The organism is Tenacibaculum pacificus (assembly GCF_027941775.1).
Taxonomy (GTDB): domain Bacteria; phylum Bacteroidota; class Bacteroidia; order Flavobacteriales; family Flavobacteriaceae; genus Polaribacter; species Polaribacter pacificus_A.
In genome coordinates this window covers 1,880,898-1,906,102 of the sequence record NZ_CP115917.1, presented here as the reverse complement: position 1 = coordinate 1,906,102, position 25,205 = coordinate 1,880,898, and the positions used below count along the sequence as shown (strand labels likewise).

Below are 25,205 nucleotides of genomic sequence, written 5' to 3'. Positions count from 1 at the left end.
GTGTTAGCCACTGTTATTTTATCGAAGCTTATTCTTAAGTTCATTAATAGTAACTATTGAAATATTCTTATCAAATTTAATTTTTTGTCCTAAATCGTATGTGTCATTCGTGATAATGTAACTCTCTGAAATCTTTTCTTTTTCCATTGCGTTATCAATTCTAGAAATCAAATGTTTTATATAAGAAAATGGTGGTCTATTTCGCCAATATTTAATTTTTACACCAACGCTTTTTTGTCCGTTATTTAAATATAAGTCAAAACCAGAATCTTTTTCATTAGGAATGGTTATGTCAAAGTTCTGCTTTTTGAGACTCCTCATAATGTCTCTTTCGAATCGAAATGCAACTTTGTGTAAATTTCTTGGCGAGTCTTTTTCATCAGAACTTTCTTGATTGTCTTTAAATCTTAAGAAGATGTATGAAGTGAATATTGCTAATACACTTGCAAGCATTGTTAATAGAATGTTAGAATTTAATTCAGAATTGAAATTCACTAATTTGTCAAATGAAACGATAGATACACCTATTACAGCAGATAAAAGTCCAAGAAGGATTACTAAATAATTAAATACTTTTCTATTACTGTCTTTTCCTCTTGATAGTACTTGTTCAACTTCTCTTTTAATTTCTTTTTTGTCAGTTACAAATAGATTTGAAAGTCGCTCAACGTTTTCTTCTCTTTGTTGTTGACTAATTAAATCGTTTTCAAAAATTCTTGTATAAATTGTATTTATGATTTGGTCAACGCTCAATAAGTCTCTTTGTTTAACTTTATAGTCTCTCGCTTTACCTTCAATCAATCTTTTGATATCATCCTTTTTCGGCTCATAATTCTCTAAAATTAGCCTGCGTAGAATTGTTTCTAAAATTTTTTCGTTTGCGCTTTTAATTCTTTCTTTTCTAGCTCCAATTGTCTGTCTGTAACCAATTAAAAAAAGTAAACTATAATTCCTAATCCTGTTTGTATGTATGTCTCCATTGTTTTTGTATTGTCCTGAAATAGGTTGACCTTTTTTTTGAATTTATAAGGTTAATAATTCCAGATTTTTTTTATTTCTTCGATATGATTTATATTCGATATTTTGATTTATATGAACCTTCTTAGGAGTATTTAAATCGAGACTTAAATGTGGACGAAGGTTGTTATAAATATTAATAGCACTTTTTGTAATTTTCTTTGCTAAAATAGTGTTTTTAATTGTTAGTTTCAAACCATATTCATATTTTAAAGTTCTATTAATTCTTTCAGCGATAGCATTTTCATATGGATCATATTTTTCAGTCATACTCATAATTAAACCATTTTTTTCAGCAAATAGGGTATAAGTCGGATTGCAATATTGTAGTCCTCTATCTGAATGATGAATTAGTTTTTCATTCGGATATTTTCGATTTTTGATAGCCATTTTGAGTGCATCTATACAAAGCGATGTTCTCATATGTGTGTCTAATTTATACCCCATTATTTTCTTAGAATATGCATCTGTTACTAAAGCTAAATAATTATGACCTTTTTCTGTTTTTATATAGGTAATATCTGTTACCCAAAGTTGTTCCGCTCTTGTCGGGATTTTGTTTGATACAAGGTTTTTATACTTATAAAAATGATGTTTAGAATTCGTTGTAATATGATAGTTTTTTGTTCTAGGTACTAGTAATCTATGGCTTCTTAAGAAATTATAGAACTTGTCTCGCCCTATTTTTATTCCTTTTTTATCGATATCAATTTTTAATTGATGATATAGTTTTTTAGCCCCTAATTTCTGACCAATTCTATCACGACATTGTTTGACTAATTGTGTTAATATAAGTTCGTTATTTTGCTTTATTTGATAAGATTTTAATCGTTTGTAAAAGGCCTGTTTACTAATCCCAAAACATTGAATTAACCATTTTCTTTTAAACGGTTTTGCTTCTTTTTTTGAATCTCTTCTGCTAATGTTTTGGGCAATGACTTTTTTGACATATCGACACCAGTAATGATTTCCATATCAGCGATAATATCTTGTTGAAAATCTTTTACAAATTCTAGTTCTTCAATTTTCTCTTTGAGTTTTTTGATTTCATCTTGTTTACTCACGCTTAATTTTTTTTGTTCAAAAGTACTATATTTTTTGATCCAGTACTGAATTGTAGCTCTAGAAATATCGTATTTTTTAGCGGCGTAATTAACAGAAATACGTCCATTATGAATTTGGTCAATGATGAATAATCTGAGTTCAAAACCTACTTTATTGTAGTTCTTTTTTTCGGCAGGGTAGTTTTGTCTTTGTGTCCATAGTTTAACTAAAAGTGTTTAAATTTTAGTCAACCTATTTCAGGATTTTACATTTTTTCTAATAGTGGCTAACGGTTTTATATATGGTTTGTTGCGTGTTTTGAGCAACTAATATAGTTTAAAAAACTCAAACATCTACATTTGCGAGTATTTTCCGCAGGAAAATAAATGAGCAATGAATTATATATGTTGTTGCTAAATGCGATTTTTCGTTTAATTTTTTACTATAATATTCAATTTTACGAAAACTTTAATTCAATTTTTTTAAACTCCACCATATTTGTTTTCATTTTTTATAAGACTCAAAATTTTCAATATTTTCTAAATTATTGAATTTGAGTAAAACTTTATTTCAATGTTTTAAATTCCGCGATATTTATTTTCAGTTTTATAAGACTCAAAATTTTCAATATTTTCTAAACTATTCAATTTGAGTAAAACTTTACTTCACGTTTTAAATTCCGCGATATTTATTTTCAGTTTTTTAAAAAACTCTAATTTTTCAATATTTTCTAAATTATTGAATTTGAGTAAAACTTTATTTCACGTTTTAAATTCCGCGATATTTATTTTCAGCTTTTAAAAAACTCTAAATTTTCAATATTTTCTAAATTATTCAATTTGAGTAAAATTATAATTCTACGTTTTCAATTCCGCAATATTGGTTTTCAGCATTTTATTTTTCCGAGTTTTTAGCAACGTTTTTGTATATTATTTGTTGCGTTTTTCGAGCAACTAATTTAGTAAATAAAAGCGGAATAGAAAATCCCCTAAGGATTTTCGTAAGTAGGCTAGAACTAGCAATAAATTATATACGGTGTTACCACACGTTTTTTATCCAATTAAGTTGATAATTTCATACCTAAATAAATATAAAACTGTTAATATCAAAACTGAAATTAAGTTCGCTTTTACTTTATCAAATTCTTTGTCTTTATAATGTTTGAATGTCTTAAACGATATAATACTTAAAATGATAAATAAAGGTAAATATTCTAAAATTAAGCTAACATACCATAAATCCGCTATTCTCCCAGATTCAGCTCCTTCGCCATACATAAACCAAAAAATAAAGACTTGTAATATAACAAGTAGAATGGCTAGGGCAGAAAATAACAATATGTTCAGTATTATATTCTTTGTCATATTTCTGCTTTTATCTTTTCAGTCACAATATTAGTCAGCTCAATATATTCCTGTTCAGTCATTGACTTACTCGGAATTAGATAATTTTCTTTTTCAGATAATAGATAGATAAACAAGTCATTACTTTCGCTAGATTTAAAGTCAGTCCACTTTTCAATTGTCTTTTCGTGTTCTTGTATTATTTCGAACGAAGTATCAGTTAATATTAATTTATGACTCTTAATTTTTTCTACATCATCTAAATATTTTTTTACTTTACTTCTTCTTTTAAATATTTCATAAGCTTTAATCAAAAACAGAGTTGTATTATAAACAAAAAAGATTCCAAGAACAATAGTTAAAATATGTCCAGAATTTTCTGTTATAGTATTATATAATAAGAGAGAAAATATAAGTCCAGAAATCAAAATATTTTGAAATGGTTTTTTCACGGTCTGACTTTTGAAATAGTTCGCTTGATTTCCATTGAAATAGACCTCTTCAAAATCTTTTCTTACAAATGTTAATTCTATTTCAATTGGTTTTTTCAAATGTGTGGTAACGGTTACGTATAAGAATAGTGCGGTTTTGTATGCGAGGATTTTCCTCAGGAAAATCAGATGTAACAAAAGCGCACGAACTCTTGATTAAGCACTAAACTACGCATTATTTTTATACAATGTTAGCACCAGTTTTTTATTCCAATGCTTTTACAGATTTAACTATATTCTTAAATATTTCCAAATCCTCATTTTCAAGTTCCATTTTATTTATATTAAGTGCAACTGATATTCCAAATTCAAATTCTTTTCCAGGATTAAGATAAACAATGTATTGATAAAAACTTCCTTCAACATATACTTCTTTACAAAATGTTTTATACGAAGAGTGATTAATATTCAGCTCTTTTTGCTTAAGATTTTCATATTTTTCAATATAGTTATTAATATCAAAGTTAAGGTCTTCAATAGTATTTTCATCTTGTTTTTTAAAAGCAAAGATTTGAATCAAAGCTCCTCCATTATCATAATCTTTTTTGCTTTTATAGATTGCTGAATGTGCTAAATATTGAGTTACATTGATAGAATCAATAACCCAGTTATTTGGTTTGTCAAAATTATAAGAAAAATCATCACAGCTATTTGTAATTCTGAATTTTTGGTTCTGTCCGCTTATTGTTGACAGACAAAAAATCATAAATATTATTGTCAGATTTAGTTTCATTGTATTGTCCTGAAATAGGTTGACCTTTTTTTTGAATTTATAAGGTTAATAATTCCAGATTTTTTTTATTTCTTCGATATGATTTATATTCGATATTTTGATTTATATGAACCTTCTTAGGAGTATTTAAATCGAGACTTAAATGTGGACGAAGGTTGTTATAAATATTAATAGCACTTTTTGTAATTTTCTTTGCTAAAATAGTGTTTTTAATTGTTAGTTTCAAACCATATTCATATTTTAAAGTTCTATTAATTCTTTCAGCGATAGCATTTTCATATGGATCATATTTTTCAGTCATACTCATAATTAAACCATTTTTTTCAGCAAATAGGGTATAAGTCGGATTGCAATATTGTAGTCCTCTATCTGAATGATGAATTAGTTTTTCATTCGGATATTTTCGATTTTTGATAGCCATTTTGAGTGCATCTATACAAAGCGATGTTCTCATATGTGTGTCTAATTTATACCCCATTATTTTCTTAGAATATGCATCTGTTACTAAAGCTAAATAATTATGACCTTTTTCTGTTTTTATATAGGTAATATCTGTTACCCAAAGTTGTTCCGCTCTTGTCGGGATTTTGTTTGATACAAGGTTTTTATACTTATAAAAATGATGTTTAGAATTCGTTGTAATATGATAGTTTTTTGTTCTAGGTACTAGTAATCTATGGCTTCTTAAGAAATTATAGAACTTGTCTCGCCCTATTTTTATTCCTTTTTTATCGATATCAATTTTTAATTGATGATATAGTTTTTTAGCCCCTAATTTCTGACCAATTCTATCACGACATTGTTTGACTAATTGTGTTAATATAAGTTCGTTATTTTGCTTTATTTGATAAGATTTTAATCGTTTGTAAAAGGCCTGTTTACTAATCCCAAAACATTGAATTAACCATTTTCTTTTAAACGGTTTTGCTTCTTTTTTTGAATCTCTTCTGCTAATGTTTTGGGCAATGACTTTTTTGACATATCGACACCAGTAATGATTTCCATATCAGCGATAATATCTTGTTGAAAATCTTTTACAAATTCTAGTTCTTCAATTTTCTCTTTGAGTTTTTTGATTTCATCTTGTTTACTCACGCCTAATTTTTTTTGTTCAAAAGTACTATATTTTTTGATCCAGTACTGAATTGTAGCTCTAGAAATATCGTATTTTTTAGCGGCGTAATTAACAGAAATACGTCCATTATGAATTTGGTCAATGATGAATAATTTGAGTTCAAAACCTACTTTATTGTAGTTCTTTTTTCGGCAGGGTAGTTTTGTCTTTGTGTCCATAGTTTAACTAAAAGTGTTTAAATTTTAGTCAACCTATTTCAGGATTTTACACATTTTCAAATTGGTGCTAACGTTTTTGTATATTATTTGTTGCGTATTTCGAGCAACTAATTTAGTAAATAAAAGCGGAATAGAAAATCCCCTAAGGATTTTCGTAAATAGGGGAGTCTTAGCAATAAATTATATACGTTGTTAGCAATAGTTATTTAGGCATAAACCTACTAGGGTCTTCTTTTTCTTTTCGTATTCTTTCTTTTTCAAGTTCTATTTTTTTCTTTTCCTCTTCAGTAACTTCTTTTTGAGATTCAATTATTTTATTTTTTTTCTTACTATTTTCTTTTTTTCTTTATGTGTTTCAGGTGTTTTTTTCTTACTAAAGCTAGTAATTAAAGAGATTAATGTTATAATAGATAAAATACCCCACAAAATTCCAACTAATAAATCTGAAATTGATTTTCCTTTTTCATTTTCACTTTTTAAATCATCGAAAGGGTCAGCAGAAATGGTATTTGGATTTTCTTTTAAATAATATATTTTAAGTTTATTGGCGTTTGGAATTTCATTTAATGTGATTTTCCCATTATAAGATTCTCCATTTAAGTCAAATGAGTAATCAAATTTATATAATTTAACAACTTTAGCTATTCTGGTTTCAGTATATTCATTCGATAAATTAGCAACGATATTAGTATTTTCATCAATCATTTGTTGTAATTCAGCTATATGATTTTTATCGCCTCCACTAACATAATCTGAAACGCAAGATTTTGCAAGAACAAAAAATAAAATCATAAATACAATTTTATAAAGTACAGATTTTATATTTTCAAATTTTTCAAACATATTTTTTCTCATTTTTGGGTTTAATTATTGCTAACGTTTTTGTGCATGGTTTCGTTGCGGAATTATAGCACTAATATAGTTTAAAAACCTCAAACTTCAACGTGCGCGAGGATTTTCTGCAAGAAAATCAACAAGCAATGAACTATGCACGTTGTTGTAAAATGCGATTTTTTGTTTAAATATTCTTTTTTTTTTCTAAATTACTTTTTTTGAGTAAAACTTTAATTCTGCATTTTAAATTCCGCCATATTTATTTTCAGTTTTTATAAAACTCTAAATTTTCAATATTTTCTAAATTATTAAATTTGAAGAAAACTTCAATTCCACGTTTTTAATTCCGCCATATTTATTTCTCCATATTTCAGGAAATTCTAAATTTTCAATATTTTCTAAATTATTAAATTTGAAGAAAACTTCAATTCCACGTTTTTAATTCCGCTATATTTATTTCTCCATATTTTAGGGAATTCTAAATTTTCAATGTTCTCTAAATTATTCAATTTGAAGAAAACTTCAATTCCACGTTTTCAATTCTGCCATATTTATTTATCTATATTTTGGGCAATTCTGAATTTTGATTAGAAATGAGATTATTCAATTTTTCTAAAAACTTTAATTCATATTTTAAAAAATCCGCCAGATTGTTTTTCATATTTAAGGAAATTTCAAATATTTTCTTAAATTTTAAATTCTACCGAAATTTTTGAGTTTTTTACAACGTTTTTATATATGGTTTGTTGTGTATTTCGCGCAACTAATTTAGTAAATAAAAACGGAATAGAAAATCCCCTAAGGATTTTCGTAAGTAGTTAAGCACTAGCAATAAATTATATATGGTGTTACAACCAGTTTTTTTCTGAATATTCTTTTGCTCTTTCTTTAATTACAAGATTAAAATGGTTTAAATATAAGTTAATCAATTTCTCTGAATCTCCATATTCTTTCTGATATTTTATTAAGTCCATTGATTTTGAAATTGAATAAAATAGTCTTTCTGAGTATTCACTTTCCCGGTAATCATACTTAGATACTTTTATTAAGGCTTTATTAAATTCTATTTGCTCTTTTTTATTCAGTTTTTTTAATCCATTTTCTTGATGCCAAAAAATATCAAGTATTAAGTCAAGAATGTCGTTTTTTATTTCAATTTTGGATTTACATTCAATATTATTATTAATAAAATCAATCATTAAAATATATAATCTTTGATATTCAAATTTATTTTCTCCTTGTTCTTGAAGTTTAAAAATCAACTCGACTAAGTTTTCTAGGTTTTGATTATTTGATTGTAATTCTGAGTCTAATTTTTTTAATAAAGTAGAATTATTCATTAATTATATTCTTTTCTTATTTCTCCCCGTTTTTGTGATAAATTGGTTGTAACGTGTTTGTGTTATGATTAGTTGCGTAGATTCTGCACTAAAGTAGCAAATATTTACCGAATAGAAAATCCGCAAGGATTTTCGTAAGTAGGCGAGTACTAGCAATTAATTATACACGGTGTTGGCATTTCGTTTAATTCCATTTTGTTCTTAATTCTTCTCCAACTTTTAAATCCATTTTATCTTGAAAAGTGTGGTCGTATATTTTTATATAACTTTTATTACTTAAAACTGAATCAATTGTAAAAATATTATATTCATTTTTTCTTTTAAAATCTAAAAATTTTCGGATATTTTGATTTTCTCCCTTATCAATTTTAACTAACCAATATATGTAATCTTCGTTGTCAATAATTTCTGTTTTTTTTCTAAATCCAACTATTTTAGTTTTTATTGGTTCTTGTAGAAATAAATTTCTCCATTTTATGGGAATCTGATTTAAATTCAGTTTTTTGTTAGTATTTATACTATCAACTTTCATTCTCAAATACATTCCACTATTCTCTGGTTCATAGCCTGAATTATAATTATCGGAAAATCTATTAAAATCATTTAATTCTCTTAAACTCCAACCTTCAGTAATATTTTCAGATAATAGATATTCAAAATTATTCCAATTAATGATTTTAAATTTATTATTTAGTTTTAATGAATCTGGCACAAAATTAAGTTTTAAAATTTCGCTCTTTTCGTTAAAACCTATTGAAAGTTTTTCAAGTTCAATTCTCTTTTCATTAAGGATTAAGTCTGATTTTTCTCTCTTATATTCTCCAAAAATTTGTTTGATTTCTCCTCCTCCTGTACAACCATAAATAAATTTTGTGTGAATAAAATTTCCGTTATTCATCAAATAAAGACTTCCACCATTATTGAAACCTTTATAAGAGTATTTTAACGTGTCAATTGTTTCATTTGAGTCAGAAATATAAGTTCGGTTTTTACAACCAAATATTAGTGATATTAATAAAATTCTAAATAATATTCTCATTTCTTGTTAATGAATGCCAACGGTTAGTATAAGAATAGTAAGTGATTAAAAACGCACTTACTTTTCTGTTTAGCACTTAGCCAAATTTACAATTTTACCGTTATTTTTCTTTTAACCGTCAAATTGTAAATTTGGCGAACTTTGTTAATATGCGCCAGTTTTGGGTTTGGCACTTAACCCTTATTATTTTTATACTTTGTTATATGCAGTTTTCCTCAAGTTTTATTAAACCAATAAATTTCTAATTTCTATATTTCCTAAAAGCAAAAACAGTTTGATAAATACCATAGAAAATAAAAATTTTAGTTAAAAATACTATGATATATGAGGCCAAGGAGGTCGAATTTAATTGTTCAATTAATTTATTATTATAAATGGGGGAGAAATTATTAAAGAAAATTAATTTTATTTTAGCATTTAAATCGAAATTTAAAATTCCCGAACAGGAACTTGTTTTGATAGAGTATAATAAAGCTGATGTTCCTATTAGATTTACTATAAAAGTGAATAGTATTGCTCTACTCCAACTAGTACCAAAATTGTTAGATTTTTCGTTTAAAAATAACTGAAGGTAATCAAATGGATTTTTCCATATTTTTATTTCCTTCTTTGTTATTTTGTATTCACAAGCTAATGCGTTTAAATAGTCGTAGTTATTTCCAACTTTTTCAAGTTGCTTTTTAATTGACCTAATCAATTCTATATTTGTTTCTGTAGCATTCTTTAAATTGACAAAATAAATTTTAAATAAAGTTTTTTCGTTGTTATGATTGTAACTTTCAGGTAGAGTTTCAATTTTGTCATTAATTGTTCCTGTTATCAATTCAATATCGACTATGTTTTCAGATAATATCAAGGAATTTAGTTTGAAATTGTCCAAAACAGGTGTGTTTTCAAAGGGCGTTAGTTGTAATTTTTTAACCTTAAAACCTTTTGCTTTAAAATATTTCCCACGATTTTTTTCAATTATTAAATCCTCACATTTTAAGTTGTTTAAATAAAAGTTATTTGAATTCCTATTGTTAGATATTTTTAATGAATTTAATCTGCAATTTGATAACTTGAAATCAGTAGTAAGAAATATTCCTTTATGAGGCTCTTTAGAGTTATCATTCCAATTTTCAGTAAATGTTATATTTCTTAAAACAGAGTCTGTAGCATTTATAGAGATATTGAGTCTAGTTTGATAAAATTCAGTCGCATTATTTTTTTCAAGTACTAATCTGATTAAATTTTCATTTAAATCAAAATCTAATCTATTATTATTAATATTGAAAATCACATCAATTGAAACTTTAGTTCTATGCGAAGACTGCTCATCTGACTCTCCTGAAAATCTTATAGAAGGCTCATTTTTTATTTTAATATCATGATTTGATAGTAAATAATCAATGTTCAATTCAGAAAGTCTACTTTCTTTTAGATTATACATGTGAAGTTGAGTTTTTGTGTATTGTCCTGAAATAGGTTGACCTTTTTTTTTGAATTTATAAGGTTAATAATTCCAGATTTTTTTTATTTCTTCGATATGATTTATATTCGATATTTTGATTTATATGAACCTTCTTAGGAGTATTTAAATCGAGACTTAAATGTGGACGAAGGTTGTTATAAATATTAATAGCACTTTTTGTAATTTTCTTTGCTAAAATAGTGTTTTTAATTGTTAGTTTCAAACCATATTCATATTTTAAAGTTCTATTAATTCTTTCAGCGATAGCATTTTCATATGGATCATATTTTTCAGTCATACTCATAATTAAACCATTTTTTTCAGCAAATAGGGTATAAGTCGGATTGCAATATTGTAGTCCTCTATCTGAATGATGAATTAGTTTTTCATTCGGATATTTTCGATTTTTGATAGCCATTTTGAGTGCATCTATACAAAGCGATGTTCTCATATGTGTGTCTAATTTATACCCCATTATTTTCTTAGAATATGCATCTGTTACTAAAGCTAAATAATTATGACCTTTTTCTGTTTTTATATAGGTAATATCTGTTACCCAAAGTTGTTCCGCTCTTGTCGGGATTTTGTTTGATACAAGGTTTTTATACTTATAAAAATGATGTTTAGAATTCGTTGTAATATGATAGTTTTTTGTTCTAGGTACTAGTAATCTATGGCTTCTTAAGAAATTATAGAACTTGTCTCGCCCTATTTTTATTCCTTTTTTATCGATATCAATTTTTAATTGATGATATAGTTTTTTAGCCCCTAATTTCTGACCAATTCTATCACGACATTGTTTGACTAATTGTGTTAATATAAGTTCGTTATTTTGCTTTATTTGATAAGATTTTAATCGTTTGTAAAAGGCCTGTTTACTAATCCCAAAACATTGAATTAACCATTTTCTTTTAAACGGTTTTGCTTCTTTTTTTGAATCTCTTCTGCTAATGTTTTGGGCAATGACTTTTTTGACATATCGACACCAGTAATGATTTCCATATCAGCGATAATATCTTGTTGAAAATCTTTTACAAATTCTAGTTCTTCAATTTTCTCTTTGAGTTTTTTGATTTCATCTTGTTTACTCATGCTTAATTTTTTTTGTTCAAAAGTACTATATTTTTTGATCCAGTACTGAATTGTAGCTCTAGAAATATCGTATTTTTTAGCGGCGTAATTAACAGAAATACGTCCATTATGAATTTGGTCAATGATGAATAATTTGAGTTCAAAACCTACTTTATTGTAGTTCTTTTTTCGGCAGGGTAGTTTTGTCTTTGTGTCCATAGTTTAACTAAAAGTGTTTAAATTTTAGTCAACCTATTTCAGGATTTTACATTGATTACAATTGCATATAACGTTCTTGTATATGATTTCGTTGCGAAATCATAGCACTAATATAGTTTAAAAAACTCAAACATCTACGTTTGCGAGGATTTTCCGCAGGAAAATCATTAAGCAATGAATTATATACGTTGTTGCCAAATGCGACTTTTTGTTTAAATTATAGACTTTAAATATTTTCTAAATTATTGAATTTAAGTAAAATTTAATTCAGCATTTTTTAATTCTATAATATTTATTTTCAGTTTTATAAAACTCTAAATTTTCAATATTTTTAAATTATTCAATTTAAGTGAAATTTCAATTCTTCGTTTTCATTCCGTGATATTTATTTTCAGTTTTTATAATCCTCTAAATTTTCAATATTTTCTAAACTATTCAATTTGAGTAAAACTTTAATTCCACATTTTAAATTCTGCGATATTTATTTTCAGTTTTTATAATCCTCCAAATTTTCAATATTTTCTAAACGATTCAATTTGAGTAAAACTTTAATTCCACGTTTTAAATTCCGCGATATTTATTTTCAGCCTTTATAATATTCTGAAATTTGAATAAATTCTAAATTATTCAATTTAAGTAAAATGTCAATTCCACTTTTTTATTCCGTAATATTGGTTTTCAGCATTTTATTTTTCCGAGTTTTTGGCAACGTTTTTATATATGGTTTGTTGCGTTTTTCGAGCAACTAATTTAGTAAATAAAAACGGAATAGAAAATCCGCCAAGGATTTTCGTAAGTAGTTAATCACAAGCAATAAATTATATATGGTGTTGCAAGTAGTGATTTTCTAACTATATTTCTTATTTCTTAATTTTTCCGTTTTATTTTTTTTTCTTTCACGTTTCAGCTTAAAACTCCACCTTAATTAATTTGCGCCTATTTATTCATGATTTATTTTCAGCGTTAAATTCTGCCTTTTTTCACGTTTCAGCTTAAAACTCCGCCTTAATTAATTTCAGCCTATTTATTCATGCTTCATTTTTCAGAGTTCAATTCTGTTTTTTTCTCTTTTTTAGGATTAACTTTCTAAAAATAGAGTAGAAGTCATTTTCAATTTTTCCAGCGCAATATTATTCAATATTAATTTCTAGAAAAGATAAATCACTAATTAGGAGTTTCTGAGGAAATTCCGCCATTACTTGCAACGGTTTGTGTATAATTAGTTGCGTGGTTTTAGCAATAAATATAATAAATAAGCCTAACTTTTAAAGTTTGTAGTTATTTTTCCAAACATGCTTATAATAGCAATTAATTATACACGTTGTTGTAGACTTTTATTTTTCTAACGTTTTTTTTATTGATAATCCAATTGCTTTCGCTAAAAACGGAGGAACTGCATTTCCGATTTGTACCATTTGTTTTCCTTTTGCGCCTTGAAATATAAAATCATCAGGAAAAGATTGTAATCTTGCCATTTCTCTCACAGTTATAACTCTTGGTTCAATAGGGTGAATATTCACTCCTCCATGGTTTTCTTTTATTGTACAACTTGCTTCATTCCAAGGACATTTCTTCCAAGAATCAGAATAATTATCATATAAACTTTTTCCTTCAGGAACTAAAGCTAATCTTGCTTTCATATCATCACTATGTTTAGTTCTTATATGATTAAATTCCTTTTTGTCTTTAAGTTTGATTAAATCTTCTATAGCTTCTTTTGTTGTAATATAAGAACCTGATTCAAGTAGAGGAGAAGGGTGATGGTTTTTTTTCCAATTCTATTTGCAATAAAAATTACTCGTTCTCTTTTTTGCGGAACATAATAATCTGCTGAATTCAGTACAGTAACATTTACATCATAACCAAGTTTTTTAATGTCAATTTTTATTTTATCCTCAACTTTTCCTTTAAGCATTGAACGCAAACCTTTAACATTTTCAGCAACAATAAATTCTGGTTGTAATTCTTCAATTATTTCAAGCATATCTTTGTAAAGAGAATTTCTTTCATCTTCAACAATTCTACTTCCAGACATACTAAAACCTTGACAAGGGAAACCACCAGAAAGAACAGTTAAAGGTTTACCTTTAAGTTGTTTTCTTACAGTGTTTATAAATTTATCTTTTATTTCTCTATTTGTAATATCTCCTTCAATTAATGGGTGTTTAAAATTGTGCCTATAAGTCATACCAGCTTCTTTAAACCAATCTAAACCACATACTTGATTAAACCCAGCCATTTCAAAACCTTTAGCCATTCCTCCAGCACCACAAAATAAATCTGCTGAAGTATATTTATTTTTTTTAGGATTATCCCATTCTTCTGAAATATCCATCCAATTTATCAAATCAGTTTTTGTAGATTTTGGGCGAGTGAGTTCTTTTTCTTTTTCTTTTCCATTTTCGTAAACAGATAATTTAAGAAAATACTCTAGTTCACTTTCTTCTACTCTATGAACACCTCCAATTTTGTTAGATTTTAATTTTCCAGAATGAATATATCTTCTAACTGATTTTTGAGAAACATTTAATTTATTTGCTACATCTTCAATTCTTAACATTTGAATTGCATTGTCCATATTTGTCTATTTTTGTCCAAATATAAAAAAGATTTTATTTTATAGCTAATAAATTACCAAAATTGAATCTAAATTTTAGTGAGTTTCTTGCAGAATGAACTTGAAACTCTCCTAATGAAATGCTTTTAGTGTTTCCATATTTTATAGTTACACTACTTTTTTCTGTGAAATCATTTGAAAAATTAATTAAATTCGGCTCAAAGTTTATGTTTTCGAGCTCTTTTTTATTAATTAGTTTAGAGGAAATATCTTTGTCATTAAGATATAATGACCAAAGTAAAAAATCACATTCGTTAAGGAATTTTACATATTCTTTTAATAAAAGAACTAATTTATTTTTATCTTTAACTAAAACCCTAAATTTATCTTCATTCATTTTACCTTCATACCAACCTTTATTAGCAAAATATAAGTCAAATGTTTTTGGAGAAGGTTGACCAATTTCTGGTGGACAAACTTTGTAAGATTTAGATTTATTTGTTTTTAACGATAATGTGTGTTTTTTTTCTAAATAAAAATCAATTCCACTTTTACTATTTCCACCTCTTTTTCTTTTCTCTGTTCCCGAATATTTTACTGGTTTTAAAGGAAATAAAATTTTTTCATTTTTAGAATAATGTTTTTCTAATATTGATAAAATTGATTTATCTGAATTATTAACAAGTCTATCACTATTTACTCCTGGGTCGAGTTTAAAAACATTACAAATAGCTAATTCTGCTGTATCTCCTAATAATGAGTTATTTATTATTTTTTCTACTTTTAATAGTTCAGGGAAATTATCTCTGTGTAACCTAATTTTATAACCACTTCTATTAGTGTGAAGTTGTAATTCCATTACCGTTTTCCCTTTATATTTAACAGTATTTGATTCATTCCAACATTGTGAAGTTGGTTTTGTAAATGTAAAGTTCTTTTTATCAAATGTTAAATCTGGTAAATCAGCTCTTTTAATTATTTCATAGCTAAAAGTATCATCTTTTCTATAGAACCAACAATTATAATCACTTACTAAAGCATAATCAACTATAATAGGTAAAATATCTGAAATATTTTCGAGACAAAACTCTTTAAAGTTAGTTCTGTTTATTTCGTTTTTATATAAATGTCCAAAGAAATGATTGAAAGTATTATCTCCTGCTTGACCAACAACCTTAGGTGCAAACATTTTTCCAGTTCCTTTAAATGTTTTAACAGAAAAAGTTTCTTCATTTTCTAATAGAAAACTATGTGGACATCTACTTATAAATTCAGAAGTAAATTCTTTAGTTTTATATAAAGACTTAATGGGAGTGCTTTTTCCTCTAAATATTTTTCGTATTATTTTTGATTCCAAAAAAGTAGAAAGAAGCTCTTTATCAACTCTTTCAATGGATATATTATTTTCAATCTTGTATTCTATGCAAATAGCATATTGAAAAGTCATTCCAAAAGTTTCATTATTCATAATTAATCTTTTTTCAAAGATAATATAATTTATTGTTCGAATTTTTCTGAATAATTGTTTACAACGGTTTCGGCTATTAGTTTTTGTGGGAATTTAGCAATAAATTCTCTAAGTAAAACATACTTATGAAAATCCCAAGGATTTTTCATAAGTATGTTAGAACAAGCAATTACTTATAGCCATTGTTGTATGTAGTTTTTATTTCAATTCTGTTTTATAAACTCTTACTATTAGTTTGTTCTTAATGATGTCGTTTGGTAAATAATTTCCACTTGCTATGCCTTTTTCTTTAAGGACTTCATATTTATCGAATTCTAAGTATTTTTTTCCGTCAGCCTCTTTCTTTTTTACGTTATAATATTTTTCAATTATCTCTAGTTTATCTTCTGTGTCTAAAATATCATAATCAATACAAAAACTAGTCTTAAATCTATACATATTAATAGCTAGTCTTGATTTTTTAGGTCTAGGAAGTACTTTTGTAATGACTTCTCTCAAAATAGTTTTTCCTTTGTAAACTAATTCAAATTCATATATGGTATTAGAATTATTTAAAACATTATTAATTGCATTTTTATTTACTTCCCAATCTCCACTGTTTATGTTAGGGAAAAGTTCAGACAAATTTTCTTTTGTAATTTCAGTTCTCACAACTTCTTGAGAATAGGAAAAATAAAAACTTAGTATTGTTAATAATGTTAAGAAGGTTTTTTTCATATTATTTTCATTTTTTAATTACATACAACGATTTGTATATGGTTTGTTGCGTTTTTGAAGCACTAAATTTAGTAAATAAAAACGGAATAGAAAATCCCCTAAGGATTTTCGTAAGTAGGCGAGCACTAGCAATAAATTATATATTTTGTTAGCTTTTCGTTAATTTTTCCTTTTTTACAATTAAAATACTGATATAAAATCTCATATTTTTCAGCGTTTTTATTCGGCGTTTAACTTGTCTAAATTTTCATTCCTAATTGCATAAATAGGCTAAAATTCCGCTGTTTCCATTTCAGAATTACAGACAGATTCTTGCGTAATATTTGTCAGAATTCCACAGTCTTTCATTTCCGATTGCATAAACAGGCTAAAATTCCGCCGTTTCCACTTCAGAATTACAAGCATATTTTTTCGTAATTTTTCAAAATCTGCTGCGTTAAAATTCCGTTTCTACTTGCGTAATATTTATCAGGATTCTACTTTAGGAAAACGCTTTATTTTTCCAATTTCACGCATTTTTTTTGTTAATGAAAGCTAACGTGTTTGTATATGGTTTGTTGCGTGTTTCAAGCAATTAATTTAGTAAATAATTACCGACCAAGAAAGACCGCGAGGACTTTCGTAAGTAAGCAAAAGCTAGCAATAAATTATATACGGTGTTACCAGCTGGCTTTTATTATTCAATCACTACATTTTGTTCAGATGTTGTAGTTATTTTCATTTTCATAGTCATTTTTTCATTGACCTTAATTGTCATATCCATTGGTAATTTGGATTTGTATTTTGTTAAATAATTTTCTTTAATATCAAATTCCGATATTCCAGTTCCAGTTCCACTTGCAACTACATTTAATTGCTCTTGACTTATATCCAAACCTACAGTTTGTTTAATGTCAAAAAATGCTTTTCCATTTTTAATTTCAGTTAGTAAATATTCCATATTTATTTTCACAGAAATTGGATTCATACCTTCCATCGGAATTGTCATTGGAATTTCACTATTAAATGATTCTCCAACTTTCATTGGTTTTTCGGGAAATTCAATTGCTTGTTGAACACTTTCTAAAGTGGTTTTCAATACATTCCTCATTTGTTGAGAAACTTTGTCTCCAATTATGGTATCTATTTTGAATTTATTTTGAATGTCATATTTTCCTAAAATTTTCATTCCAGAATATGGTTTTTCTTCTGTCGTTGTTTTTCCGCTAATAGTTTTAGTAGTAATCATTTTTCCATATTCCATTGTTGCAGAAAACTCTCCATTTTCGTCAAGATTTTGAGTGTTAATATCAGTCGCCATATTTGTTTCACTTTCCGTAATCATTGGCAATTCAATTCCTTGACTTTTTATTCTATCAATTATCTCTTGGTCAGCAATAAATTCAATTTCCGTGTGAGAAGTTGTTTTGACTTGGGTTTTGTATTTTTTACTTGGTTTGAATTTAGTTTTGAAAATAACGCTTTCTTGAGCGCAACTTGTTATCGATATTAAAATCAATAAAATAAAGGTTAAATTTTTTATCATAGGTTTTTGTTCAGCTTGCTGGTAACGGTTTTGTGCATGGTTTCGTTGCGGAATTATAGCACTAATATAGTTTAAAAACCTCAAACTTCGACGTGCGCGAGAATTTTCCGAAGGAAAATGAACAAGCAATGAACTATGCACGGTGTTGCTAAATGCGACTTTTTGTTTAAATTCTAAATTTTCAATATTTTCTAAATTATTTAATTTGAATAAAACATAATTCAGCATTTTTTAATTTCATAATATTTATTTTCAGCTTTTTAAAAAACTCTAAATTTTCAATGTTTTTTAAATTATTGAATTTGAGCAAAATTTTAATTCTGCGTTTTCAATTCCGCGATATTTATTTTCAGCTTTTTAAAAAACTCTAAATTTTCAATGTTTTCTAAATTATTGAATTTGAGCAAAATTTTAATTCTGCATTTTCAATTCCGCGATATTTATTTTCAGCTTTTAAAAAACTCTAAATTTTCAATATTTTCTAAATTATTTAATTTGAGCAAAATTTTAATTCTGCGTTTTTAATTCCGTAATATTGGTTTTCAGCATTTTATTTTTCCGAGTTTTTAGCAACGTTTTTGTATATGATTTGTTGCGTATTTCGAGCAACTAATTTAGTTAATAAAATCGAAATATAAAATTTAAAAAAAGCTTTTCATAAATATTTAAAAACTAGCAATAAATTATATACGTTGTTGTGTTTAGTGGTTTTTTCATTTTAGTTCATTAATTTTATTAGAAATTCAAATTTTTCAATTTATTTATAATTCGATTTTCGTTTTAATGAGCTTTTTTAATTTCAGAGTTTAATTTAGCGAATTTTCTTACGTTTCAACTTTCAATTCATTAATTTTATTAAAAGCTTAAATTTTTCAATTTATTTATGAATTTTCATAATTATTTTAATATCAACGGTTTTTTTGCGTTTCAGAGCTTAATTCCGCCGATTTGCTGAGTTTTTTACGTTTCTACTTGTATTCAGCTATTTTATTAAAATATTTTTTTTTGCGCTTATTTTTTCACGTTTCAATTTTTTATTTTAATAGAGTAGAAGTCTTTTTCAGTTTTTAGTATTTTTTGTCTAGAGTTTGTGTCAGCTTAATTTTTAGGTTATAAAATACTGATTAGGAATTTCTGAGGAAATTCCGCCATTAGACACAACGTTTTTGTATATGATTTGTTGCGTATTTCGCGCAACTAATTTAGTTAATAAAATCGAAATATAAAATTCTAAAAAAAGCTTTTCAATATTTAAAAACTAGCAATAAATTATATACGTTGTTGTGTTTAGTGGTTTTTGTATTTTAGTTCATTAATTTTATTAGAAATTCAAATTTTTCAATTTATTTATAATTCCATTTTCGTTTTAATGAGCTTTTTTTATTTCAGCCGATTTTTTTACGTTTCAACTTTCAATTCATTCATTTTATTAAAAGCTTAAATTTTTCAATTTATTTATGAATTTTCATAATTACTTTTTAATATTAACGATTTTTTGCGCTTCAGAGCTTAATTCCGCCGATTTACTGAGTTTTTTACGTTTCTACTTGTATTCCAGCTATTTTATTAAAATAATTTTTTCTGCGCTGATTTTTTCACGTTTCAATTTTTTATTTTAATAGAGTAGAAGTCTTTTTCGGTTTTTAGTATTTTTTGTCTAGAGTTTGTGTCAGCTTAATTTTTGGTTTATAAAATACTCATTAGGAATTTCTGAGGAAATTCCGCCATTAGACACAACGTTTTTGTGTACGGTTTCGTTGCGAAAACATAGCACTAATATAGTTTAAAAAACTCAAACTTCAATGTGCGCGAGGATTTTCTGCAAGAAAATCAACAAGCAATGAACTATGCACGGTGTTGGGTTTTCGTTTTATATTTTTTTTGTTTTTTTTCTACTAGTTTTTTTCTCAAAGTTTTTAATTCTATGGTTTTAATTTTCACGTTTTAAGATTCAATTCCTATTTTTCATATTTTCTGCAATTTTTCAAAATGTAAAATATGATTTTAAAATTTTCTCATTTCACATTTCAGTTTTTCCACAACAGTTTTCAATTAGAATTTTTCAGAATATAGAAAATATGATTTTAAAATTCTCTTATTTCACATTTCAATTTTTCCACAATAATTTTCAATTAGAATTTTTCAAAATGCAAAAAATATTCTTAAAAAACTATAATTTTCAAAATGATTTTTTGTGCAATTTCCTGAGGTAATTAAAGGTTTTTTTTGAAATATTTTTCCCGCTATTTTTAAACTTTATTTAAAAACTAAATTTTCAAATTTTAACGATTTTTGTTAATGAAACCCAACGTTTTTGTATATGATTTGTTGCGTGTTTCGAGCAACTAATTTAGTTAATAAAATCGAAATATAAAATTTAAAAAAAGCTTTTCATAAATATTTAAAAACTAGCAATAAATTATATACGATGTTATGTTTATCGGTTTTGAGTTCTAAATAATCATTCTACTTAAATTTTATTCTATTTTTCACGTTTTAAAGCTCAATTTTCGTCTTTTAATTTTTCTTAATTAATTTTTCCAGCTCTAGTACTTAAATTTCCCATTTTACTTTTCTGCTTGATATTCGCGCTGTTTTGCTAAAACCTTTTTTCTCCAGAGATATTTTCACGTTTCTATATTCAGTTTTAAATGATTTTTGAATTTTTCACTTTATTTCTAAATTGTCTTAAATGACTTTTCTAGTTTCAATTTTCTCTTAAAATAGGGAAGAAGTTATTTTCATTTTTAGCTGTTTGAGTCTTTTTTTTCGGCGTATAATTATGTCAATTTATTTTTTAGAACTCATAAAATACTGATTAGGAATTTCTGAGGAAATTCCGCCGTTAAACATAACGTTGTTGTATAAGCTTTGTTGCGTGGTTTAAGCAGTGAATTTAATAAATAAAACACGAACGGCGAAATTCCGAAGGAATTTCCCAAGTGAGCTATAACTAGTAATAAAGTTTATACGGTGTTGTGTGCCGTTTTTTATTCAGTTTTTATTCCAACGTTTGGATATTCAGTTATGAAAGTTTTTAAATCAGTCAATTGGTCTGGTTTTAAACTCATTTCTAGGTAAAAATATACATTAGGATTTTCAGTTCCGTTTGCTTTAAAATACCAGAACATATAGCCTTGATGCATCATAAAAACAAAATCTTTTTCACTCAGAAAATTTTCTGCATTATCTTCCTTCAATAATTCTAAAGCCCATTCTTTCAATTCATTTTTATTATGATATAAGTCAGTTCCAATCATTGCCTTTGGAATTGACTTTTCACATTCTAAATAGAACTTTTTATAAATCAATGGAAAAGTCAGGTTGAGTTCTTTTTCCAATTCATTCAATTTTTCCATATAATTTTTTTTAAATGACACAAAACTGTAATCCGCAGTTTTTCTATTCTTTTTTCGGTTTAAGTTTTAATTCAAATTCACAAGCAATTATTTCAATCACATCGTCATAAGTATGAAAAACATAATGATTGTGCGATTCTTTTAATTTAAAATTTTGTGAACTTTTAGAAAATCCATTTATTATGTCAGAACCAATAACTTTTTCAAAACTGGAAGTATATTCCGTATTTGAAAAAAAGTCCAATTCGGTCATTTTAAATTCTAATATTCCTTTAAATGTCAATTCGTATGAAATCCATTTGTCGTTTTCAACGCTTTCACATAAAGAACCATTAAAATCTCCAATCAGTTTTACAGAATGAGTTCCGTCAAATTCAATTTCGTCTAAAAATATTGCATCTCTTCCCCAAATTTTTCCTAATTCCTCAATGATTATTGGTTCGTTCATATTTTTCTCAAATGGCACACAACGTTTTTGTGTATGATTTTTTGCGTATTTTAAGTTCTAAATTTAGTTAATAAAAACGGAATATAAAATTAAAAAATAATTTTCTTAAATAGACTAGAAGCTAGCAATATATTATACACGGTGTTACCTAATGCGATTTTTTTTATTTTCTAAATTATTCAATTTTTCTAAAATTTTAATTCTGAATTTTATTTAATTCCACAAGATTTTTTTTTCCATATTTTATGCAATTCTAAATTTTGATTAAAAACTAAATTATTCAATTTATCTAAAAACTTAAATCTGTATTTTGTTTAATTCCACAAGATTTGTTTTTCCGTATTTTAGGCAATTCTAAATTTTGATTAAAAACTAAATTATTCAATTTATCTTAAAACTTAAATTTGCATTTTGTTTAATTTCACAAGATTTTTTTTTCCATATTTTATGCAATTCTAAATTTTGATTAAAAACTAAATTATTCAATTTATCTAAAAACTTAAATCTGTATTTTGTTTAATTCCACAAGATTTATTTTCCCGTATTTTATGCAATTCTAAATTTTGATTAAAAACTAAATTATTCAATTTATCTAAAAACTTAAATTTGTATTTTGTTTAATTCCACAAGATTTGTTTTCCTGTATTTTATGCAATTCTAAATTTTGATTAAAAACTAAATTATTCAATTTATCTAAAAACTTAAATTTGTATTTTGTTTAATTCCACAAGATTTGTTTTCCTGTATTTTATGCAATTCTAAATTTTGATTAAAAACTAAATTATTCAATTTATCTAAAAAACTTTAATTCTACCGAGTAATTTTTTCGAGTTTTAGGTAACGTATTTGTGCATGGTTTCGTTGCGGAATTACAGCACTAATATAGTTTAAAAAACTCAAACTTCAACGTGCGCGAGGATTTTCTGAAAGAAAATCAACAAGCAATGAACTATACACGGTGTTGCCAAATGCGATTTTTTGTTTAAATTCTAAATTTTAAATATTTTCTAAATTATTGAATTTGAGAAAAATTTTAATTCCGTAATATTTATTTTCAGCTTTTTAAAAAACTCTAAATTTTAAATATTTTCTAAATTATTGAATTTGAGAAAAATTTTAATTCCGTAATATTTATTTTCAGCTTTTTAAAAAACTCTAAATTTTCAATGTTTTCTAAATTATTGAATTTGAGCAAAATTTTAATTCTGCGTTTTCAATTCCGTGATATTTATTTTCAGCTTTTAAAAAACTCTAAATTTTCAATATTTTTTAAATTATTGAATTTTAGCAAAATTTCAATTCTACGTTTTCAATTCCGCGATATTTATTTCCATTTTTATAAAATTCTAAATTTTTCAATATTTTCTAAATTATTGAATTTGAGAAAAATTTTAATTCTGCGTTTTTAAATTCCGTAATATTTATTTTCAGTTTTTATAAAATTCTAAATTTTTCAATATTTTCTAAATTATTCAATTTAAGTAAAATGTCAATTCCACTTTTTTTATTCCGTAATATTGGTTTTCAGCATTTTATTTTTCCGAGTTTTTGGCAACGAGTTTGTGTAAGAAATTTTGCGTTGTTTCAAGTAATAAATTTAGTAAATAAAACCCAAACCAAGAAAATTCGAGAGAATTTTCGTAAGTAGGCGAGAAGCAGCAATTTTTTTTACACGGTGTTGGCAACAGTACTTTATGGGTTCATATTTATAAATAAATGATAAACTTCAATATTTTTCAAACTTCTATAATGATTCATTTTTGCGACTTTAAGGTTTGAATATTCTTCAAGTCCGATTTCTGTTTCTAAACTTAAATGTTGATACTGCCCAAAATCAATTTGTGTAATATAATTCAAATATTTATTCCAAGTATTTTCAAAGCTTTTAGTTTCGCAATAGGAAATAACAAATAGAGGACTTATTCCAATTGGTTCATTTCTGAAAATTTTCACTAAATGTTCATTGATTATTGTGTCAGACGATTCATTTTTAGGAATTGATTTTATTCGTAAACATTCTATTGCAGATAAATGATTCCCATCTTCGTTTTCAATTATTAAATCTCGAAATGCTATTCCGGAAGTATTGCTCTCAATCTTTGGGTCAGTTGTTCCACCCATTGATTGGTCTTTAATACTCCATTTTCTATTATTAATTCGATGCTTTAAAAAATCTCTTAATAAAATATTGTACTTGTTTTCGCTTTGAGCTTTTTTGTATTCAAAGACATTATCTAAAAAGGTTAAACAAACACTTATAATTGAGTTTAATAAAAAATCCTTCTCTTCATTGCTTAATTTCTCTCTCTTCTCATTTATCCATTCATAAATCAATTTTTCATAAAGTTTATGGTCAGTTCTTGTGAAGTTTTCTAATTGAGGTAGTATTCTAAACTCAATTTGATTAACGAATAAGTACTTGTCTTTTTTAAAGGAATTACAATGAAACTCTAAAAAGGATTTTATATCACCTCTTGGTTTTATCTTATACATAGTCCAAGTGAAGTCACTATGATATCTATCCAACAAACGTTCTATGTTACCAAACTCTTCTGAAATATGTTCAGAGTCTTTGTATTTATCTAATTCACTATCCCAATCTGAATGTAAATTTTTAATTTGAAACTTTCTTAATTTATATTTAGGATGACTTTGAACATTATAGAAACCTGGAATATTATCAGATTCGATAAACTCTTTGTCAATTTGCTCTAACTCATCTAAAATAGAATAGTGTGGGGATTTTGTATCTAATGGCTCTATAGCTATCATTATTGAAAGAAACTTTTCAGCTTCTTCATAAATTCCTGTAAGCAATCCAATTCTTTCAAAATCAATATCGTTATCATCTGCTCCTAATGAAGCTCCGTGTCTTATCATTATATGATGAGCTTCGTTAACCGCGTCATCTTTTACTTTATAAAACCAATGTATTAATTCATCTTTAGAAAAAGTAACTTTTCTAACTTCGTCCAACATTTTTTGTAATTCAATTTTACCTTTTTTTTGATTTTCATAAATACGATTGAAATATATCTCTCTATCTATGATATTTATGTGTTCTAAGGGTAAAATGTTAGTGAAAGAATATTCAGATTTTTCTTCGAGCAATGAAATGTCCGTAGTTTCTCTTAAATATATTTTATTTTCTCTTGATTTCACGGTTTGATTCGTATTGTTGCCAACGTTTTTGTATATTATTTGTTGCGTATTTCAAGCAACTAATTTAGTAAATAAAAGCGGAATAGAAAATC

Annotated in this window: 21 protein-coding genes and 1 pseudogene; all 22 read right to left on the bottom strand. The window is 26.0% G+C overall.

The annotated features are described in order from the left end of the window. Nucleotides 1-18 precede the first annotated feature (18 nt). The 22 genes and pseudogenes from PG913_RS08635 to PG913_RS08530 all read right to left on the bottom strand — a co-directional run bounded on the left by PG913_RS08635 (nucleotide 19) and on the right by PG913_RS08530 (nucleotide 25,113). A complete protein-coding gene (locus tag PG913_RS08635; RefSeq protein WP_271230381.1) occupies nucleotides 19-753 on the bottom strand; it encodes a hypothetical protein in 735 nt (244 codons plus the stop codon). Between the two features lie 270 nt (nucleotides 754-1,023). Then, nucleotides 1,024-1,872, bottom strand: a complete 849-nt coding sequence (locus PG913_RS08630; protein WP_233885030.1) for an IS3 family transposase — start codon at nucleotides 1,870-1,872, stop codon at nucleotides 1,024-1,026. A gap of 14 nt (nucleotides 1,873-1,886) precedes the next feature. Continuing rightward, nucleotides 1,887-2,210, bottom strand: a pseudogene (locus PG913_RS08625) (transposase); the annotation flags it as partial. 903 nt (nucleotides 2,211-3,113) lie between these two features. Further along, a complete protein-coding gene (locus PG913_RS08620; RefSeq protein ID WP_271230380.1) occupies nucleotides 3,114-3,338 on the bottom strand; it encodes a hypothetical protein in 225 nt (74 codons plus the stop codon). 83 nt (nucleotides 3,339-3,421) lie between these two features. Further along, nucleotides 3,422-3,955 carry a hypothetical protein gene (locus PG913_RS08615; RefSeq protein WP_271230379.1) on the bottom strand — a complete coding sequence of 178 codons (534 nt, stop codon included), beginning with the start codon at nucleotides 3,953-3,955 and terminating at the stop codon, nucleotides 3,422-3,424. Between the two features lie 145 nt (nucleotides 3,956-4,100). Next, nucleotides 4,101-4,601: a hypothetical protein gene (locus tag PG913_RS08610; protein ID WP_271230294.1), complete on the bottom strand. Its 501-nt coding sequence runs from the start codon at nucleotides 4,599-4,601 to the stop codon at nucleotides 4,101-4,103. A gap of 64 nt (nucleotides 4,602-4,665) precedes the next feature. Next, nucleotides 4,666-5,514, bottom strand: coding sequence for an IS3 family transposase (locus PG913_RS08605; protein WP_233885030.1), 849 nt, complete (start codon nucleotides 5,512-5,514; stop codon nucleotides 4,666-4,668). Between the two features lie 14 nt (nucleotides 5,515-5,528). Beyond that, nucleotides 5,529-5,921, bottom strand: coding sequence for a transposase (locus PG913_RS08600; RefSeq protein ID WP_271230305.1), 393 nt, complete (start codon nucleotides 5,919-5,921; stop codon nucleotides 5,529-5,531). 309 nt (nucleotides 5,922-6,230) lie between these two features. Next, entirely contained in the window at nucleotides 6,231-6,776 is a 546-nt protein-coding gene (locus PG913_RS08595; RefSeq protein WP_271230295.1) for a hypothetical protein, read from the bottom strand. Between the two features lie 827 nt (nucleotides 6,777-7,603). Next, entirely contained in the window at nucleotides 7,604-8,095 is a 492-nt protein-coding gene (locus PG913_RS08590; protein ID WP_232121157.1) for a hypothetical protein, read from the bottom strand. A 184-nt stretch (nucleotides 8,096-8,279) separates the two neighbouring features. After that, nucleotides 8,280-9,134 (bottom strand): hypothetical protein, encoded by an 855-nt coding sequence (locus PG913_RS08585; RefSeq protein ID WP_271230378.1) that lies wholly within the window; start codon nucleotides 9,132-9,134, stop codon nucleotides 8,280-8,282. Between the two features lie 241 nt (nucleotides 9,135-9,375). Beyond that, nucleotides 9,376-10,566: a hypothetical protein gene (locus PG913_RS08580; RefSeq protein WP_271230377.1), complete on the bottom strand. Its 1,191-nt coding sequence runs from the start codon at nucleotides 10,564-10,566 to the stop codon at nucleotides 9,376-9,378. Nucleotides 10,567-10,621: 55 nt separating this feature from the next. Then, entirely contained in the window at nucleotides 10,622-11,470 is an 849-nt protein-coding gene (locus PG913_RS08575; protein ID WP_233885030.1) for an IS3 family transposase, read from the bottom strand. A 14-nt stretch (nucleotides 11,471-11,484) separates the two neighbouring features. Further along, nucleotides 11,485-11,877: a helix-turn-helix domain-containing protein gene (locus tag PG913_RS08570; protein ID WP_271230376.1), complete on the bottom strand. Its 393-nt coding sequence runs from the start codon at nucleotides 11,875-11,877 to the stop codon at nucleotides 11,485-11,487. Nucleotides 11,878-13,211: 1,334 nt separating this feature from the next. After that, complete coding sequence (locus tag PG913_RS08565; RefSeq protein WP_271232152.1) at nucleotides 13,212-13,541, bottom strand: DNA cytosine methyltransferase; 330 nt, start codon at nucleotides 13,539-13,541, stop codon at nucleotides 13,212-13,214. A gap of 41 nt (nucleotides 13,542-13,582) precedes the next feature. Next, nucleotides 13,583-14,455, bottom strand: a complete 873-nt coding sequence (locus tag PG913_RS08560; protein ID WP_271230375.1) for a DNA cytosine methyltransferase — start codon at nucleotides 14,453-14,455, stop codon at nucleotides 13,583-13,585. A 34-nt stretch (nucleotides 14,456-14,489) separates the two neighbouring features. Then, on the bottom strand, nucleotides 14,490-15,902 hold the full coding sequence (locus tag PG913_RS08555; protein WP_271230374.1) for a hypothetical protein: 1,413 nt from the start codon (nucleotides 15,900-15,902) through the stop codon (nucleotides 14,490-14,492). Nucleotides 15,903-16,100: 198 nt separating this feature from the next. Further along, entirely contained in the window at nucleotides 16,101-16,619 is a 519-nt protein-coding gene (locus PG913_RS08550; protein WP_271230373.1) for a hypothetical protein, read from the bottom strand. 676 nt (nucleotides 16,620-17,295) lie between these two features. Continuing rightward, a complete protein-coding gene (locus tag PG913_RS08545; RefSeq protein WP_271230372.1) occupies nucleotides 17,296-18,144 on the bottom strand; it encodes a hypothetical protein in 849 nt (282 codons plus the stop codon). A gap of 2,990 nt (nucleotides 18,145-21,134) precedes the next feature. Further along, nucleotides 21,135-21,503, bottom strand: coding sequence for an SMI1/KNR4 family protein (locus tag PG913_RS08540; RefSeq protein WP_239794798.1), 369 nt, complete (start codon nucleotides 21,501-21,503; stop codon nucleotides 21,135-21,137). 43 nt (nucleotides 21,504-21,546) lie between these two features. After that, complete coding sequence (locus PG913_RS08535; protein ID WP_215044979.1) at nucleotides 21,547-21,951, bottom strand: hypothetical protein; 405 nt, start codon at nucleotides 21,949-21,951, stop codon at nucleotides 21,547-21,549. A 1,692-nt stretch (nucleotides 21,952-23,643) separates the two neighbouring features. Continuing rightward, entirely contained in the window at nucleotides 23,644-25,113 is a 1,470-nt protein-coding gene (locus PG913_RS08530; protein ID WP_271230371.1) for a hypothetical protein, read from the bottom strand. Between the last annotated feature and the right edge of the window lie 92 nt (nucleotides 25,114-25,205).

What these genes read in the sequence shown, in the direction of transcription:
- PG913_RS08610 (WP_271230294.1), bottom strand. Translation starts at nt 4,601, where the DNA reads ATGATTTTTTGTCTGTCAACAATAAGCGGACAGAACCAAAAATTCAGA.
- PG913_RS08555 (WP_271230374.1), bottom strand. Translation starts at nt 15,902, where the DNA reads ATGAATAATGAAACTTTTGGAATGACTTTTCAATATGCTATTTGCATA.
- PG913_RS08595 (WP_271230295.1), bottom strand. Translation starts at nt 6,776, where the DNA reads ATGAGAAAAAATATGTTTGAAAAATTTGAAAATATAAAATCTGTACTT.
- PG913_RS08540 (WP_239794798.1), bottom strand. Translation starts at nt 21,503, where the DNA reads ATGGAAAAATTGAATGAATTGGAAAAAGAACTCAACCTGACTTTTCCA.
- PG913_RS08600 (WP_271230305.1), bottom strand. Translation starts at nt 5,921, where the DNA reads ATGGACACAAAGACAAAACTACCCTGCCGAAAAAAGAACTACAATAAA.
- PG913_RS08580 (WP_271230377.1), bottom strand. Translation starts at nt 10,566, where the DNA reads ATGTATAATCTAAAAGAAAGTAGACTTTCTGAATTGAACATTGATTAT.
- PG913_RS08570 (WP_271230376.1), bottom strand. Translation starts at nt 11,877, where the DNA reads ATGGACACAAAGACAAAACTACCCTGCCGAAAAAAGAACTACAATAAA.
- PG913_RS08535 (WP_215044979.1), bottom strand. Translation starts at nt 21,951, where the DNA reads ATGAACGAACCAATAATCATTGAGGAATTAGGAAAAATTTGGGGAAGA.
- PG913_RS08590 (WP_232121157.1), bottom strand. Translation starts at nt 8,095, where the DNA reads ATGAATAATTCTACTTTATTAAAAAAATTAGACTCAGAATTACAATCA.
- PG913_RS08545 (WP_271230372.1), bottom strand. Translation starts at nt 18,144, where the DNA reads ATGATAAAAAATTTAACCTTTATTTTATTGATTTTAATATCGATAACA.
- PG913_RS08585 (WP_271230378.1), bottom strand. Translation starts at nt 9,134, where the DNA reads ATGAGAATATTATTTAGAATTTTATTAATATCACTAATATTTGGTTGT.
- PG913_RS08620 (WP_271230380.1), bottom strand. Translation starts at nt 3,338, where the DNA reads ATGTATGGCGAAGGAGCTGAATCTGGGAGAATAGCGGATTTATGGTAT.
- PG913_RS08550 (WP_271230373.1), bottom strand. Translation starts at nt 16,619, where the DNA reads ATGAAAAAAACCTTCTTAACATTATTAACAATACTAAGTTTTTATTTT.
- PG913_RS08560 (WP_271230375.1), bottom strand. Translation starts at nt 14,455, where the DNA reads ATGGACAATGCAATTCAAATGTTAAGAATTGAAGATGTAGCAAATAAA.